Below are 16,580 nucleotides of genomic sequence, written 5' to 3' on the forward strand. Positions count from 1 at the left end.
GCTGGACCCGAGAGTGTCGTGCGGGATGTCCGACCGGTCGAGCAGGAAGAACAAGAAACCCTAATATAACGCCCAGAACCAAAGTAGAACCGAAGAGGGCAGGTGGCTGGAGTGGAGAAGCGGGGCCAATTCGGACTACAGAGCTTTTCCGGGCGGTGAAACGTGCGGTAGTCCGATTTTTTCGGACTAGGGAGCAGAGATACGGGCGTCACGTTGCTCGAGAATTGCTCTTCGCCTCAAGCGGGTTTAACTGGTTGCGGGAATGAGCTGATCTTCCCTTATGGTTTTTCTCGTTGACATCACTTTAGCTATACCAGTAGAATTATACTATAAATCATAAATTTATCAGACAATTATCCTTTGCGGGATGAGGAGGGACAATTTGATTCTGGAGACTGAGGATCAAGTGGGGCATTACATAGCGAGCCTCCGTCCGGCAGGCGGAGCTTCGCGAAGTGTCGTGATAGAGCGGCTAAGCGGCGGCGTCTCTTGCTCGGTGTGGAAGGTGACCGCAGGCGCGGAGCGGTGGGTCGTCAAACAAGCGCTGCCGAAGCTCGCGGTGGAGGTCGATTGGTTCGCGGATGTGCAGCGTATCGAGCGCGAGCAGCAGGCGATGTTGGCGGTGGAGCCTCATATGCCGGCAGGCACGGTCCCCCGAATTCTGCATTCGGACGCCGATAACCACCTTTACATTATGACTTGCGCACCTGAGGAGGCCGTCACATGGAAAAGTCAGCTGATGAACGGCGAGTTCCGCGAGAGGACGGCACGACATGCAGGCGAGGTGCTTCGCATTATGCACGAATGCAGCCGACGCGAGCTGAGCCCGGAGCAGCAAGGAGCCTTTGAGGATTTGAGCTTTTTCCGCGAGCTGCGAATCGAACCGTTTCACCAGTATTTGTTAATGAAGCATCCTCACCTGACCGCCGAAATGAATACGCTGATCGCCGACCTGCTCGAATGTCGCACTTGTCTCGTACACGGCGACTTCTCGCCGAAGAACTTGCTTGTGGATCGGCACCATCAAGTTATTGTTTTGGACTACGAGGTGGCGCATTGGGGGAACCCGGTATTCGATTTAGCTTTCACATCAGCTCACCTGTTGCTCAAGGGCTGGGCGTTGCACAAGCAGGCGGATGCGTTCCGGCTTATGCATGTTTTTTTGCAAGCTTACGGCTACAGGCATGAACGGGAATCGCGTTTAACGGGGCATACCGGCGCGCTGCTGCTGGCGAGAATCGACGGCAAATCTACAGTCGACTACATCAAGGATCCCGTTCTGAAGGAGCGGATTCGAAAGCAGGCCACAGATTGGATCCGGCACCCGGATCGGGAGCCATTTGCAAGCTTAGATGAAGCGATGAAAGGATGACTTTGAGCTTATGAGTATAATTGTAGGGATACATGGCAGAGAAATTTTGGATTCCCGAGGCAATCCGACGGTGGAGGTGGATGTGGAGCTATCCAGCGGGCACACGGGGCGGATGATGGTGCCGTCCGGCGCCTCGACCGGGAAGTTCGAGGCCTGGGAGCTGCGTGACGGGGACCCGAGCCGCTATCGGGGCAAAGGAGTATCGAAAGCGGTAGAGCACGTAAACACCGTGCTGGCCGAAACGCTCCACGGCGTCGACGTGTTCGACCAGGAGAAGCTCGACCAGACGATGATCGACCTGGACGGCACGGCCAACAAGTCGCGGCTAGGCGCCAATGCGATTCTCGGGATCTCTTTCGCGGCGGCACACGCGGCGGCTTCCGCCCAAGGCAAGCCGCTATACCGCTACTTGGCGGACCGCTATTTGCCGGGCGGCACCCCGCTGATGATCCCGCTTCCGATGGTGAACATCATCAGCGGAGGCTTGCATGCGGGTAAAAAGCTTGATGTGCAGGATTTCCTCGTCGTTCCGGTGGGAGCGGAATCGTATCCGCAGGCGCTGGAAATGATTTCGTCGGTGTATTGGAAGACACAAGAAATCATCAACGAGCGCGGATATGTCGGCTGGCTGCTGGCGGACGAGGGAGGGTTCGGCCCTTCGTTGCAATCCAACGAGGAAGCTCTGGAGCTATTGATCGCGGCGATGGAGCGGGCTGGACTGCGTCCGGGGGAAGACATGGCGATCGCGCTCGACATTGCATCCACTCATTTCTATAATCCGGAGCAAGATACATACGAGCTGCAATCCGAGGGTCGCGTGCTCCGGGTGCAAGAGATGGTCGATGTGCTCGAGCGTTGGTGTCAGCGGTACCCGATCGTGTCCATCGAGGACGGCTTGGCCGAGGATGACTGGCAGGGGTGGCAGGAGCTGACTCGCAGGCTCGGGAGCAAGCTGCAGCTGGTTGGCGACGATTTGTTCACCACGAATCCGGCACGCATTCGCCGAGGCATTATGGAGCAAGCCGCCAACTCCGTCCTGGTGAAGATGAACCAGATCGGCACGCTCACGGAAACGGTGCAAGCCGTCACGATAGCGCGCAGCGCCGGATTCAATACGGTGATCTCGGCCCGCTCGGGCGAGACGGAGGATGCCACGCTAGCGGATCTCGCTGTAGGTCTCGTAGGCGGGCAGATCAAGATTGGGTCGCTGGCCCGCTCATCCAGATTGTCTAAGTACAATCAATTGCTGCGCATCGGCGAACAACTGAACGGAGCCTATATCGGCCGAGCGGCGCTTTACCTGTTATAATGGTGGGAGCAGCACCCGACCACGATCGATAAAGGTGTGAACTCCAGATGAGTGAAGAGCTGTTCCATAGAATCCAATCGGACGAATTGTCCGTCAAGGTATACCAGCGTCTGAAAAAAGCGATTACGATGAGCGTTATTAAGCCAGGTGAGCGGATCGACATGAACCTGCTCTCCGAGCAATGGGGCGTCAGCCGGACGCCGATGAAGGATGCGATCGCCCGTCTGGCGGCGGAAGGGCTGGTTGTCGTGAAGTCCAAGATCGGGACGTATGCCACCCGGTTCTCGGCCGACGACATGCTGGAGCTGTTCGCGGTTCGTATACTGCTGGAAGCGGGGGCGTGCAGGGAGGTTGTCCGGCATGTGACCGAGCGGCAGCTGCAGGAGCTGGACCAAGCGCGGCTTGCCTGTGAAGCGGAGCTGGAGAAGAAGGGGCAAGCTTTCGACTATTTTGCTTTCAACGAGCATGACACCCGTTTCCACGAGCTGCTTATCGAAGCGGCCGGCAACAGCAAGCTGTTGGAGGTGTATCGCTCGCTCAATTTTCACACGCAGGTGGCCCGGTACTACTACAACCGCTATGAGCAGAAATCGCAAAGGACGACCGAGGAGCACCGGGCGATCGTGGAAGCGATCCGTGTAGGAGACGCTGTCGAGCTGGAGGCCGTCGTGCGGCGGCATATCCAGTCGGGCTTCGAGCTAGTGGAGCAAGCGAAGGGGAGCCCCGGTTAATAGATGGGAGCGGGAGCCAATGGAACTTCAAGGAAACATGGCTCCATGAACCCCTTCGCCGCCATGCCGGCAAAAATAAGCATTCAAATCGCTATTTGGTTCTCACCCGCACGCCACTCACCTATCGCCTTAAGAGCAGCTAAACGAAACGATCTCCCGCAGCTCTACGCTGTAATGGTTCCAACGGCCGCCGAAGAAACGATAGCCCAGTACATTGTGCCGCCCGACATAGGTCAAATAAAACCAAAAGTTGTCGCCGTTGCGCAGCCACAAGTAGGTGTAGCCACCCAAGCATTTGTAAATGCTGTTCGGATCCACGGCGTACGCCGACATTTGCGGTATATGGGAAGGCGGGGGAGAAGTAGGAGGTGCCGGTTGCGTAAAACCCATCGTAGACTTCACTCCTCATCAAAGTAGACTTCTATCCCAGTATATGCCCGAAGTCCGCTCATGGGCTGGGCAACTGTCTACTTCTCTTATGAAACTCCTGCAACTCCGCTGCCGGACCGCGACGCCAACCAAGTAGACCATTTTTACTCTACATTGCGCACAACCGTCCGGCTAACCCACCAAGAAGACAGTCGTCCCCTCAATAAAGGGGATACTTCTGCCGCAGGTCCTCGCGGTGCAGGATGTTCGAGTCCTCGCGGATGTAGTGGCACACATACGAGCGGCGCCAACGGTCCTTGCTGCGGTTTTTGTTGGAGGAGTGGATCAGCAGCTCGCTGAAAAACAGGATGTCGCCCTTCTCCATGACCACCGGAATTTGCCGCGACGTGTCGATGCCTTCCGTTTCATCCGTCCAATGCTCGTGCTCCTCGAGATTGCGAACCGTGCCATGCGGCAGCAGTCCCAGCTTATGCGTCCCCGGCATCGCCCACAAGCAGCCGTTTTCCTCGTCCACCCGCTCTTCCATCGCCACCCAGGCCGCAATCATCGTCATCGGATCGTTTTTGATGTAGTAATAATCCTGATGCGACGCCTGTCCAGGCGCACCGGGCTCCTTGTAAAAGTACATGCTCTGCACGCACACCGCTTCCCGGCCCATCAATTGCGCGAGGCCGCCGCGGATAATCGGATGTTTCATCGCTTGACGCGAGAAGCTGTCGTGCTTATGCGGATTGAACAGCCGTCGCGAGAATTTCTCATGATCCGCACAGGCGGCCCATTCCGGTACCGGTTCCTGGTGGCGAATGTCGTAGATATGCCCGTTGAACGCATCGATCAGATCGGAGCTCATGCCCCTTTTGTACAGAAAGTAACCCTGCTCCTTGAAAAATTCGATCTGCTCCCCGGTAAGCGGCTGAAGTGGCGGGTTGATCGTCTGGTTCATCGCGAACACTCCTCGTAAGTAGTGATTTTCTTAGTACCAGCTTACGACGAGTTGGAGAGGGCGGCAATGGCTGGAAACGGCATAAATGTATCTGCAATTGATATTCCTGATTTATCCGAAACGCAGCGCACCGCGTAATTTGATTTTGTTCAGCAGCGTCAAGCTAGCCCAGAACACGAAGATCGACAGCCCGATCGAGAGCACCAGCCCCAGCACCGGCTGCATGTGAATATGCTGCACATAACCGTACACATATTGACCGGCGATTGCCATGAGCGCCATGCAGATCCCCACCTTGACCACCCTTCGCAAATCCAAGTAGAAGCCGATCAGACCCGAGATGGAGAAAAAATTGAGCATCGTAATAAAGCAAATGCCGAAGTTCATGCCGAGCACGACCCCCGTCAGACCGAACTGGCTGCCCAGAAAATAAATGGCCGCCGCCTTCAGGATCGTCATCGCCACATAGTTCCACATCGTCGTCCCCGCCCGTCCGAGTCCAAGCAAAATCGCATGCAGCGGCACATCGAAGTAATGAAGAAAATAAACCGGGGCGAGCAGCATAAGCAGCTTGCCTGCTTCGGGTGCATTGTAGATCAGCGTTGTTAAAGGAGTCGCGAACAAATATAGCACAACCGTTGCAGGCGCCCCTACGTACAACGCGATCTGCATCGCCTGATCCATCCGCCGGTGCACTTCCAGCTTGTTGCGGTTCACCATCGCTTCACTGACCGCCGGGATCAGCGCCGTCGACAGCGAGCTCGTGATGAAGCCGGGAAAGACGAGCAGCGGGAAGGCATAGCCCACGAGCAGTCCATACTGCTTCGTCGCGACGGCGGTGCCCAGCCCGTACAGCGCGAGACTCTTCGTGATCAGCATCGGCTGGAAGGCGCTGTAGATCGAATGGACGAAGCCTAGTCCCGTCGTCGGCAACCCCATCCGCATCAGCTCGCCGAAGGTGCGTTTGCCGTGGCGCAGATGCTCGGATACGGGCAGCCGTACGCCGTCGCCCCGCTGATACGCCTTGTACCTCGAGTACAAGTAGATGAGCCCGACGGCTTCGCCGGCTACCGCGCCGACCATCGCTCCGGCCGCTGCGTAGGCGATGCCGTACGGCAGCAGCAAATACACCAGCGCCAGCATACACGCGATATGGGCGATATGCTCGAAGACGTCGGACAGCGCGATCGACTTCATATGCTGTTTGCCGCGGAAGTAGCCCTTCAGCACGGCGGAGATGGCGACGATCGGGGCGATCGGCGTAATCGCCAGCATCGCGTAGTAAGCCCGGTCATCGGTGAGGAATACGGCCGCGATGTACTTGGAGCCGAGCAGCGCCAGCAGCGTCAGGACGACGCTAAGCGTCCCCGTGATGGCGAGGGAGACGGCGAGGATGCGCTTTTCCTTGAGCTTGTCTCCCTTGACGTCGGCTTCCGCCACCATCTTGGAGATCGCGACCGGAAGCCCGAGCTCGGTCAGCGTGATGACGAGCGGGACGAGCGGATGCGCCATCATGAGCAGGCCGATCCCCTCCGCACCGAGCGAGCGCGCCAGGAAAATACCGCTGATAAAGCCGAGAATACGCGTAACGAGCGACGATGCCGTCAGCATGAACGTTCCTTTGACGAACGATTGTTTTTGCATGTGGGCCTCTTTTTAACGTGGATTTGGATTCTATTCCCTATGTATATTCCGGTCGGACGAGTACATGCGAACAAGCCCTGATAACGGTGAAATGAATTGCGATGAGCGTAAACGAGCGTGTATCTGGTTTTTTCGAGCGTAAATGAGCATTGACATCGATATATGAGCAAATATAAACTAATAAATAAGCAAATATGAGCGTATTGTTTATGAAGGTGAGCGCGGATGTGCATCAGAAACAGATGGGAGAGAAAACGAAATATGATAGAATCGAATCAAAGTGTACAAACAAAAGTGGTCTCGCGAGCGTTACGGTTAATACAGCCTCGTATCGTCCAGGAAGTCCAGTTGGAGCACGAGGTGCAGGAATGGGAAGTCGTCATCGAGCCGACGCTCGGCAGTGTGTGCCATGCGGATCTGCGCTATTATACGGGGCAAAGGCGTGCGGAAGCGCTGGCAAGCAAGCTGCCGATGGCGCTCCTCCATGAAGGAATCGGAACCGTCGTTCGGAGCTCGACCCCATCGCTCCCGCATGGTCAAAGTGTAGTCATCGTTCCCAATCTGCAAGGTTACGCGCTCCGAGGCGAGCAGCCGGATCAATGCTGCGAAACATGCAGGCGCGGCGGGTCCAGCGCCAATTACTGCACGCACGGCCGTTTCCTCGGCAGCGGCATGGACGGCATCGCCCAGAGCCGGCTTGTCGTTCCGGCGGCCAACGCTTTGCCGATCCCGGCCGAGGTGCCGGACGAGATCGCGGTGCTGACCGAGCTTTGCTCTGTCTCCTATCAGGCGCTTGGCCACGTTGCCGACCGGCTTAACGGCTCGACAATCGCAATTTTCGGGGACGGGCCGGTCGGGTATTTGGCGGCGGCTGTGCTGCATCACGTGTATGGCGTGGATCCGGCTAACCTCACTGTATTCGGGGCCGTTCCCGAGAAGCTGGAGCAGTTCGAGTTCGGACGGCGCAGGCTTGTGCAGGAATTCGATTTTTCGTCAGGCGCTCAGTTCGATATTGCCTTGGAGTGCGCAGGGGGCAGGTTCTCCGAGAGCGCGATCAACCAAGCGATCGATGTGCTGAAGCCGGGCGGCCATCTCATCCTGATGGGGGTGACTGAGGAGCGGGTGCCGATCAATACGCGAGATGTGCTGGAAAAAGGCATTACGCTCAAAGGCAGCAGCCGGAGCTCCACGGAGGATTTTATCCCCGTGCTGGAAGCGATGAGAGAAACGCGCTGCCAGGCGACACTCCGAAAGCTGCTGCCGCACGCGCGCAGATCGATCAAGTCCGATGCGGATTTGGCGGAGGCGATGAAGTTTGCCGCTCAGCATCGCAGCTGGACGAGGGTGCTGTTGGACTTTCAATGGTAGGCGATAGGAGCTTATTGAAGAGGAGGAGCAAGGTTGATAACGACAAGTGGGAGGACAGGGTGGAGAAACGTCCGATGGCAAGCCCACCAAAACTCCAATTCGGAGATGCCGGAAAACACAATGATGGCGGTGGAGTACGCTTGGGAGCTGGGCGGCATTCCTGAGCTGGACATTCGGCAGACCGCCGACGGGATCATTATTGGCTTGCATGACGCCACGCTGCGGAGGACGACCGATGCCTCGGAACCGCTGAGTGAGAAGCCGGTTTCGACGATGACCTTCGAAGAGGTACGGGAGTGGGATGCGGGGATCAAGTTCGGCGAGTCGTTCCGCGGGGAGAAAATCCCTTCCTTGGAGCAAGTGCTGACCGTACTCGCGAAACATCCGGAGCGGGAGCTGTACCTGGATTACAAGCAAGTGGATTTAGAAAGTCTGGCCGAGCTGATTCGCCGCTTCGGCGTCGGCTCGCAAATCATTTTCGCCCACAACGACTACAACAATTGCCGTACGGTCAAACAGCTGCTGCCGGAAGTGCGGACGATGCTGTGGGTGCCTGGCCGCGACCCGGAAGCATCCATGAGGAAGTTCGAGGAGATGCGGCAAGCGGACTTCGCCTCGCTCGATATCATCCAGTTGCACTTGATCGATGTGGAAGAGGGGGAAAGGAGCTGGCGGTATCGTCTTTCGCGGCCCTACCTCGAATCCGCGTGTCGCTTGATGGAACAGCATGGACTGGAGCTGGAGGTGCTGCCGTTCCATTTTGACGAAACGTCGCTCCCCGCCTTGCTGGATATAGGCATTCGCCGATTTGCCGTGGATGAGCCGCGGGTGTTCGTCGAAGCTTTGAAGCGCTATTTTGCCTAATGGGGCCGAGGCGTCTTTCCAATGAGCACCAATTGAAGTAAAATGAGCACAATCAGCAGGGTATTAGGAAATGAGAGGCTTTGCAACATAGGGTAGTAAGAAAAGAAGGCTCTAGAGAACAGAAGGCTGTTAGGAAAAGAAAGGCGGGAACTCGTTGTTAGCGGCAGAACGCAAGTTTCGAATAGTGGATTATGTCAGGCAGCACCGAGTCGCCACCATCTCCCAATTGGCGCAGCAATTCGACGTGCACGACGCGACCATCCGGCGGGATCTGGAGGAGCTCGAGCAGAAAGGGCTAGTGAAACGTACGCATGGAGGCGTGACCATCGATCAGTGGACGCATGATGAGCCTTCTTTTCAGGAGAGGGCCGTGCAGCAGCTGGATCAGAAAATGCGCATCGGCAAAATGGCGGCCAGTCTCGTGCAGGATGGGGAGCACATCATCATCGATTCCGGCACGACTACGCTCCACTTGGCCAAACACCTCGTCCACCGCTCCAACATTACCGTCGTGACCAACGATATGAACATCGCCATGGAGCTGCGCGACGCGCCGGGGGTCAAGGTGATCATGACGGGCGGCGAGCTGTATCCGTCCAGCTTTATGTTCAACGGCATGTTTACCGAACATGTGCTGAAGTCGCTGCATGTGCAGAAGGCGTTTATCGGTACCCCGGTCATTCACCCGAAGTACGGCCTGATGCACCCGGAGGCGCAGCTGGTCCCTACCAAACAAGGGATGATCGCGGCGGCGGAGCAAATCATCGTCGTCGCGGACGACAGCAAGCTCGGCTGCTTGTCCCTGCACACGGTGGCGCCGATCGGGGCGGTGCACACGTTGATTACGGGCGAAGGCGCGTCGGAGGCGGCGGTCGGCCCATTTCGCGACAGCGGCGTGGAAGTGATTCTGGTTTAGTTGGATGCTTCTTCATCTCGCGGAAAATTGAGAGAAGCTTCGGGATTTCTGACAGGTAAGCCGCCCGGAAACGAACTAAGATAGGGCTATGGTTGACCGTGTTGGAATCCAGAGGCGCTTGCGCCGCGAAATGAGGGGAATTGCCATGAAAAAATACGAAGCGTTGCCGCTTGCTGAAGTTGTCGAGGCGGCGGAGTTAAGGTTGTCGGTGAATCGACTGCCGGACGGATTGTCTGTATTGGAGGGGGCAGGGCTTATCGCCGCGCCTGGCTTGGACGGAGTGGTCGTGCACCGGACGCCGGAGCCGTCTACTCCGCTGTATGAGGTTCGCGCTACATTGACGCCGGGCGGAGACTACTTGCTGATGTTCCCGGAAGGCCAGCACTATGGCCACTCCAAGGAAAAAGCCAACAACATGCTCGCCTATCGCTCGAAAGACGGGGGCAAAACATGGGAAGGGCCGACGCTCGCGTTCGACATCGACTACAATCAGCATGCGTTCATTCCGTTCATCCCTAGAGGATCGAAGCGGATTTACGCCTTCGGCACGCAGCCGATTTGGGGCATGTACACGTACGAGCACGGCTTGAACGAAAACGCTCCGATCGGTTACCGCTACTCGGATAACGACGGCCACACTTGGTCTGAGGTGCGCCTGATCCGGCCGGAGAACGATCCGACGTTCCGCGGGATGTCGGTTATGCGGATGTGCGAGACGGAGAAGGGAACTTGGCTGCTTGGCTCGCATGAGGGCGACTGGAGCTACAAGCCGCTTATGACCCGCCAGTATGTGCTTCGGTCGGAAGACCAAGGCGCGACATGGGAGCTGCTGCCCGGTCGGCGCCACGGAGGTTGGGGTGTGCTGGCCTTCAACCGGATGGACGAAGGACGGCCGATCCATGTCGGCGGGGATCGCGTGTTCATGACGATCCGGACGCCGGAGGGCCACCTGTGGTCGACGCGCAGCGAGGACGACGGCAAGACGTGGGAGCAGCCGGCGCCTATGCCACTCGTGCACCCGGACGCGCCGTCGATGATATTCCATCTGTCCGACGGCAAGACACTCGTGGTGTTCCATCACAACCGCCACCACGATCTAAACTACGCCGGGCTCGGCGACAAGGCAGAGATCATGAAGGACCGCTCGGAGATGTGGGTGTCGTTCTCCGAGGACGAAGGGCTTACATGGAGCGAGCCGCGTTTCCTATTCGTCAATGCGCTTGAACCGACGCTGAACAGCTCGTTCCGCAACTACCAATGCTCGTACATGGACATGTTCCTCGACGGCGACCTGCTGAACTTGTTCGTGCCGCATCGCTGGCAGCAGGTGCTGCACCTGACGATTCGCGAGAGCGACCTGCGTCGACTGCCGACGCGGGCGGAGCTGCGGGCGATGGTGGAGTAGGTGGAATTGAGAGAGGCTTCTTTCATCATTGTGGTGGGGGTGGCTTTTTTTGTGGATGGAAACCATATGAACCAAAATTCGCATCCGGCATCCAGGCTCATCCAACTGTGAACCCAAGTATATAAGTCGCGAAGCTGGCTTCTCGAACTATGTACTTGGGTTCACAGTTCATCGAGCTCCTTCAAAATTACGGAAATTTGGTTCATACATCGGAACCTTAAGTACATAACGTTTCATGATGGCATCGAAAAGTGAAACAGAAGAGAGCATGCGACGTAATCCAAGGTAGAGCAAACTCGAGCGAGAGGAGTGTTCGTCATAATGAAGCTGGAAGCCGGTTCGATGCAGGCGCTGGTCTGTGACAGCTATGGGACGCCGGATGATCTTCGATTGGAGGAGGTGGTCATTCCTGTGCCTAAGGAGCATGAAGTGCTGATCGCGGTCCACGCCGCCTCGGTGAATTCCTGGGACTGGGATCTCCTGCGCGGCAGACCTTATTTAACCCGACTTGGCGCGTTTCGCAAGCCGCGGTACCGCATTCTAGGCGCCGACGTTGCGGGGCGGGTAATTGCTGTGGGAGTTGCCGTGGAGCGATTTCGACCTGGCGATGAAGTGTTCGGCGATTTGTCCGGCTGCGGCTGGGGCGGGTTTGCCGAATATGTGTGTGCGACGGAGGCGGCTCTGACGCTGAAGCCGGAAGGGGTGAGCTTCGAGCAGGCGGCGGCGATTCCGCAAGCGGCCGTGCTGGCGCTGCAAGGATTGCGGGATAAAGGCAAGCTGGCAGGTGGGCAGCAGGTGCTGATCAACGGAGCGGGAGGCGGTGTGGGGACCTTCGGGATCCAATACGCCCAGTTACTTGGAGCGGAAGTGACGGGGGTGGATCGTGGCGAGAAGTTGGAGGCCCTGCTTGCAATTGGGGCAGATCATGCTCTGGATTATCAGCTAGAGGACTTCACGTTGAGCGGAAAGCAATACGACCTGATCCTCGATGTAGTGGGAGTCCGCTCCGTTATGGACATCAAACGCGCCTTGAAGCCAGGCGGCTCTTATGTCATGGTCGGCGGGACGACGCCTCGCATTCTCCAAGCATTGCTGGCATCGCCAATCACCTCGAGGCTGGAGCGGAAGAAGGTCTCTCTGCTGCTGCATAAGCCGAACCATAACGATCAGTTGGTCTGGAAATCGTATGTCGAAGCGGGGCAAGTGAAGCCGGTGCTCGACCGGGTGTTTCCATTGAGCGATGCGGCGCAGGCGTTGGCCTATTTCGGCGAGGGCCGCGCGATCGGCAAGGTCGTCGTTAGTATGGGGCGCTAGAGGGGATGGGGTCGTAGTGCGGCCGCAGTACTGAGTACTCAAGTATCCAGTCTGGATAGCAAATTACGCATGTTCAGCTGCCTGCTCCAATCTGAGTACTCAAGTATCCAGTCTGGATACCCGATTTTGTATGATCTGCTGATTCCTGTCAATCCGAGTACTCAAGTAAACAGAACGCGAAGCTAGCTTCGCGTTCTGTTTACTTTGGTACTCAGTTTCAATATTTGGAGCCTGAATTGCGCAATTTGCTTCCTTATCCGTTTACTTGGGTACTCAAACAGCTCCGTTCCAATTTTCTCCCTCCTGCCCCTGCAATTCCTCCGCCTCTGCCCCCACACTCACACCTGCCCCGCATACTGCTCCAGCTTCTGAAAGAAGTCCCGGAAGATCGGATTTCGTCTCACATAGGTCGCATAGCGGATGAAATGGCGGGTCGAGTCGCGGCTCCATGTGAGCTGATCCGTCAGAACCGGGCTATGCGCAAGGGAAGTCGGCACAAAATCCGGGTTCACGAGCCAGGCGATTGCCGACAAATCCCAGATGACCCGCGAATAGCCGAAATGATCCGCACTGCAGGCCTCGTATCGGTCCGCCAGGAAATCGCCGATCGCACCGCGCCCCTTCACATACCGTTCGATCTCCGGCAACGTAGTAATCAGATGCGAGGCGACGCCCATACAAGGGATCAAGAGCAGCGGGACACCGCAGTCGAGCACCGCACGAACGGCCGGCACATCCTGCTTCAAGTTGAACTCGTGCGCCGTCCTCCAGTCCAACGCGTTCCCGCCGAGCCAGACAACTACGATCTTGTCCGCGATCCGCGGCTCGAGCAGCAGCGCGGAAGCCACATTCGTAATCGCCCCGATGGCGACCACATACAGCGGCTCCAGCTCGGAGGCGGCCATCGCCCGCGCGATCAAGTCCCGCGCCGCCGCGCTGTCCACCGGCTGCCCGTCGCCCGGCAGGAATCGCTCGGAGCCCCGCAACACAACCCCTTCCGACCGTACTCCCATCCGATCGAAAATCCGAATAATTTCCTCGTAGCTCTTTTCCATGCCTTCTTTCGGTCCTGATACTTGCCCGTGATGGAAGGGGGCCGCGTATACGGCCTGCAAATGCAGTCGATCCTTCGATAACAGCGCGTAGACGAGCGCGAATTGATCGTCAATTTCATTGAACGTATCGGTGTCGAGCACCAGCTTGACGGTGCCCGTCGGAGGGAGCAGTCGGCGAAGCCGGCGATCCTCCGGAATGGTCGGCCATTGTAGCGACATCCAAGAGCTCCTTTCACTTTTTGGGATGGTATAGATGCCATTAATTAGAGATTAGCTCAAGTGAATGAAGGAGACTATTATGTTCCGGAGAAGATTTTATATAAAATGGCTATTTTCAGGGGAGGGGATTTGAACTTGGATGCCTCGCTTCATTTTATGATGCGTGCGACGCGAGAGGCGGGCAGCTATATCGGCTTTCATGCCCATAACGGCTTGGAGCTGGTGTACTATGCGAGCGGTTCCGGAACGACCCAGATCGACAAAACGAAGTATGGGTACGAAGCCGGACATTTCACCGTCACCCAGCCGAACAGCAAACATGACGAGTTTCGAAAGACGGAGACCGATGTGCTGTTTCTCGTCTGCTTTCATGACAACAAGCGCATTCCTTTGCGGAACGGTCTGTATCCGGACGCCGCGGACGGGCGGATCGGCCAGCTGTTCGAGGCGATGGCGGAGGAGCTGTACGGCAAGCTCAGCCACTATCAGCTGAAGCTGCGAAGCTTGCTGACGGAGACGATCGTCGAGATCAGCCGTTTGACCGGCGCTCCAGCACCGGCTGCGACGGAGCCGGCAGACCGCATCCTGGATTACTCCAGGAACTATATCGAGCAGTATTACGGCACGAGGCTGGATTTGCCGGGGCTAGCCCGGTCGCTCGGCTACAGCTACGACCATTTTCGCCACATGTTCAAGTCGTATACCGGCTATTCGCCGATGCAATTCATCGTGCAGCGCCGAATCAGCGAAGCCAAGAGGATGCTGACCCAAGATGAGAAAGCGCTCACCACGATCGCGATCAACTGTGGGTTTTCCAACAGCGCTCAATTCAGCATGATGTTCAAAAAAGAAGTCGGCATGCCCCCCAAGCGATACCGGGAGATGTATGCTGACTTCTAAGGCTTCCAGAGCGGCATCCTGCGGGTGAGGGCATCGACGCCAGACGATTACGCGTCCGGGTTGGCGTTCGGCTGCCATCCCGTCCATACTAAGCTTGCAACGCAAGCTTTCGTTTCGTTCGCCGCTTTCCAGGACATAAATATGCTCATTACAAGCGAGCTGGCGGATAAAGGGATTTTGCACGAGATCGATCAGATGGGCGTTTATGTCGCTCAAGAATGGAGTGAGGGAGAACCAGTGAATTCAACACTAGACAAGCTGTACGTGAAGTACCCGGAGCTGCAGGAGGCTTGCGGAGAGGCGATTGTTCAAGCGTTCGACATGCTGAGGCAATCGTATCGTCAGGGAGGGAAGACGCTGCTGTGCGGGAACGGCGGCAGCGCGGCGGATTGCGAGCACATCGTCGGAGAGCTGATGAAGGGATTCCTGCTGCGACGTCCGATTCCCGCCGACTTCCGGGCGAAGCTGGGCAAGATTGATGGAGAGAGCGCCGATTATATCGCCGATTCCCTGCAAGGGGCGCTGCCGGCCATATCGCTTGTCAGCCATACCGCCCTGTCGACCGCATTCGCGAACGATATGGCGCCGGATCTTGTCTTCGCCCAGCAAGTATACGGCTACGGCAAACCGGGCGATGTGCTGATCGGCATCAGCACATCCGGCAATTCGTCCAATGTGCTCCACGCGCTCCGCGTCGCCAAGGCGGCGGATCTGCGCACGATCGGGCTCACCGGCAGCTCGGGCGGGCGGATGAAGGAGCTGTGCGACGTGACGATTTGCGTGCCGTACGAGCAAACGCCCGACATTCAGGAGAGGCATTTGCCGATTTACCATGCGCTATGCATTTTGCTGGAAAAGGAGTTTTTCGGATCATGACATGGCTGGGCGGAGTGGATATCGGCGGTACGAAATGCGCGGCGACGTTGGGTCAAGTTCAAGATGGCAAGGTTGAAAGCATAACTAAAATCAAATTTCCGACGCCCGGTACACCGGGAGAGGCTGTCGAACGATTCGTCTCCTCGATGGCCGAGCTGCTGAAGGAGCATCCGCATGCTTCGTTGCAGGCGATCGGCATCAGCTGCGGCGGCCCGCTGGACAGCCGGACGGGGTTCGTCCTGTCCCCTCCCAATCTGCCGGGCTGGGACCGCATCGATGTGGTGACGCCTCTGCGGGAGCGGTTCGGCGTGCCCGTCGGGCTGCAGAACGATGCGAACGCCTGCGCGCTGGCGGAATGGAAATGGGGGGCGGGCCAAGGCTGCCGGAACATGATCTTCCTCACCTTCGGCACAGGAATGGGCGCCGGTCTTATTCTCGACGGGCGGCTCTATACCGGCACGAACGACATGGCCGGCGAAGTCGGCCATGTGCGGTTGGAGCCGGACGGTCCGATCGGATATGGGAAGGCGGGCTCGTTCGAAGGGTTTTGCAGTGGCGGCGGCATCGCCCAGCTCGCACGAGCGAAGGCGCTGGAGGCAATCCGGGGCGGGGCTGCGCCGTCCTGGTGTCCGACGACGGATCAGCTCGACCGATTGACAACGCAGCAGGTGGGAGAAGCGGCGGCGCAGGGCGACGCTCTGGCGCTGGACGTTTTCCGATTCGTCGGGAGGCGGCTCGGCCAAGGCCTGGCTCTGCTCGTCGACGTGCTCAATCCCGAGCGGATCGTCATCGGCAGCATCTACGGCCGTCAGCAATCGCTGCTGGAGCCGATCGTCATGCGGGTATTGGCGGAGGAGGCGCTTCCGCAAGCGTTGGAAGTATGCCGGATCATGCCGGCGGGACTGGGCGAGCAAGTCGGGGATTACGCCGCGCTTTCGGTCGCCCTGCAGACGCTTAAACCAAAGGAATGACATGCGATGGCTATGAAAATTACACCAAAGTAAACGAAATCGGTAGCTGGGTTCGCGAATTGGATACTTGGGTACTCAGTAGAGATGCGAAGGCGCCGATTAGCAAAATGGTACTCTCCATGCGAATCTTGGTACTCCGAGCGAGACACTTCATTCTGATGAAGGAATCAGCCTCCGCTTCCATCCACCTACCGCTCCGATTACCAGCATGCTCTCTGTCTTCTAGCTGACCTCCCCGCCAAAGACCACGACCGTCCGGCTAACAACCGGATGGTTTTTTTTCAACAGATAAGAAAGTTTAAG

Annotated in this window: 15 protein-coding genes; 11 read left to right on the top strand and 4 right to left on the bottom strand. The window is 57.4% G+C overall.

Annotated elements, in window-relative coordinates; translation table 11 throughout:
- Positions 1-382: 382 nt before the first annotated feature.
- The 3 genes from PKO02S_RS28285 to PKO02S_RS28295 are packed head-to-tail and all read left to right on the top strand — an operon-like array spanning position 383 to position 3,412.
- On the top strand, positions 383-1,372 hold the full coding sequence (locus PKO02S_RS28285; RefSeq protein WP_164821744.1) for a phosphotransferase family protein: 990 nt from the start codon (positions 383-385) through the stop codon (positions 1,370-1,372).
- A gap of 10 nt (positions 1,373-1,382) precedes the next feature.
- Complete coding sequence (gene eno / locus PKO02S_RS28290; RefSeq protein WP_127588388.1) at positions 1,383-2,681, top strand: phosphopyruvate hydratase; 1,299 nt, start codon at positions 1,383-1,385, stop codon at positions 2,679-2,681.
- Positions 2,682-2,728: 47 nt separating this feature from the next.
- Positions 2,729-3,412, top strand: a complete 684-nt coding sequence (locus PKO02S_RS28295) for a GntR family transcriptional regulator (RefSeq protein ID WP_127588389.1) — start codon at positions 2,729-2,731, stop codon at positions 3,410-3,412.
- Between the two features lie 129 nt (positions 3,413-3,541).
- On the opposite strand, the gene PKO02S_RS28300 is transcribed toward PKO02S_RS28295, so the two are convergent.
- The 3 genes from PKO02S_RS28300 to spoVB all read right to left on the bottom strand — a co-directional run bounded on the left by PKO02S_RS28300 (position 3,542) and on the right by spoVB (position 6,389).
- Entirely contained in the window at positions 3,542-3,802 is a 261-nt protein-coding gene (locus PKO02S_RS28300) for a hypothetical protein (RefSeq protein ID WP_127588390.1), read from the bottom strand.
- A 199-nt stretch (positions 3,803-4,001) separates the two neighbouring features.
- Positions 4,002-4,745: a phytanoyl-CoA dioxygenase family protein gene (locus PKO02S_RS28305; RefSeq protein WP_127588391.1), complete on the bottom strand. Its 744-nt coding sequence runs from the start codon at positions 4,743-4,745 to the stop codon at positions 4,002-4,004.
- Between the two features lie 111 nt (positions 4,746-4,856).
- Positions 4,857-6,389 carry a stage V sporulation protein B gene (spoVB, locus tag PKO02S_RS28310; RefSeq protein ID WP_127588392.1) on the bottom strand — a complete coding sequence of 511 codons (1,533 nt, stop codon included), beginning with the start codon at positions 6,387-6,389 and terminating at the stop codon, positions 4,857-4,859.
- 261 nt (positions 6,390-6,650) lie between these two features.
- On the opposite strand from spoVB, the gene PKO02S_RS28315 reads away from it, so the two are divergent.
- The 5 genes from PKO02S_RS28315 (at position 6,651) to PKO02S_RS28335 (ending at position 12,256) form a co-directional block, all read left to right on the top strand.
- Positions 6,651-7,757 (top strand): alcohol dehydrogenase catalytic domain-containing protein, encoded by a 1,107-nt coding sequence (locus PKO02S_RS28315; RefSeq protein ID WP_127588393.1) that lies wholly within the window; start codon positions 6,651-6,653, stop codon positions 7,755-7,757.
- Positions 7,758-7,790: 33 nt separating this feature from the next.
- The gene (locus tag PKO02S_RS28320; protein ID WP_127588394.1) at positions 7,791-8,621 is read left to right on the top strand and encodes a glycerophosphodiester phosphodiesterase; all 831 of its coding nucleotides are present in this window, start codon (positions 7,791-7,793) and stop codon (positions 8,619-8,621) included.
- Positions 8,622-8,775: 154 nt separating this feature from the next.
- Positions 8,776-9,537 carry a DeoR/GlpR family DNA-binding transcription regulator gene (locus PKO02S_RS28325; protein ID WP_127588395.1) on the top strand — a complete coding sequence of 254 codons (762 nt, stop codon included), beginning with the start codon at positions 8,776-8,778 and terminating at the stop codon, positions 9,535-9,537.
- A 145-nt stretch (positions 9,538-9,682) separates the two neighbouring features.
- Entirely contained in the window at positions 9,683-10,942 is a 1,260-nt protein-coding gene (locus PKO02S_RS28330) for a sialidase family protein (RefSeq protein ID WP_164821745.1), read from the top strand.
- A gap of 321 nt (positions 10,943-11,263) precedes the next feature.
- Positions 11,264-12,256 (top strand): NAD(P)-dependent alcohol dehydrogenase, encoded by a 993-nt coding sequence (locus PKO02S_RS28335; RefSeq protein ID WP_246067507.1) that lies wholly within the window; start codon positions 11,264-11,266, stop codon positions 12,254-12,256.
- 338 nt (positions 12,257-12,594) lie between these two features.
- On the opposite strand, the gene PKO02S_RS28340 is transcribed toward PKO02S_RS28335, so the two are convergent.
- Positions 12,595-13,530, bottom strand: a complete 936-nt coding sequence (locus tag PKO02S_RS28340; protein WP_127588397.1) for a nucleoside hydrolase — start codon at positions 13,528-13,530, stop codon at positions 12,595-12,597.
- 105 nt (positions 13,531-13,635) lie between these two features.
- Here PKO02S_RS28340 and PKO02S_RS28345 point away from each other — a divergent pair, with 105 nt between their 5' ends.
- The 3 genes from PKO02S_RS28345 to PKO02S_RS28355 are packed head-to-tail and all read left to right on the top strand — an operon-like array spanning position 13,636 to position 16,277.
- Positions 13,636-14,430, top strand: a complete 795-nt coding sequence (locus PKO02S_RS28345; protein WP_127588398.1) for a helix-turn-helix transcriptional regulator — start codon at positions 13,636-13,638, stop codon at positions 14,428-14,430.
- Between the two features lie 24 nt (positions 14,431-14,454).
- On the top strand, positions 14,455-15,306 hold the full coding sequence (locus tag PKO02S_RS28350; protein WP_246067509.1) for a D-sedoheptulose-7-phosphate isomerase: 852 nt from the start codon (positions 14,455-14,457) through the stop codon (positions 15,304-15,306).
- The gene (locus tag PKO02S_RS28355; protein ID WP_127588399.1) at positions 15,303-16,277 is read left to right on the top strand and encodes an ROK family protein; all 975 of its coding nucleotides are present in this window, start codon (positions 15,303-15,305) and stop codon (positions 16,275-16,277) included. Before PKO02S_RS28350 ends, PKO02S_RS28355 begins: the two co-directional genes overlap by 4 nt.
- Positions 16,278-16,580: the final 303 nt, after the last annotated feature.

This window comes from Paenibacillus koleovorans NBRC 103111 (assembly GCF_004000845.1).
Taxonomy (GTDB): Bacteria; Bacillota; Bacilli; order Paenibacillales; family NBRC-103111; genus Paenibacillus_AA; species Paenibacillus_AA koleovorans.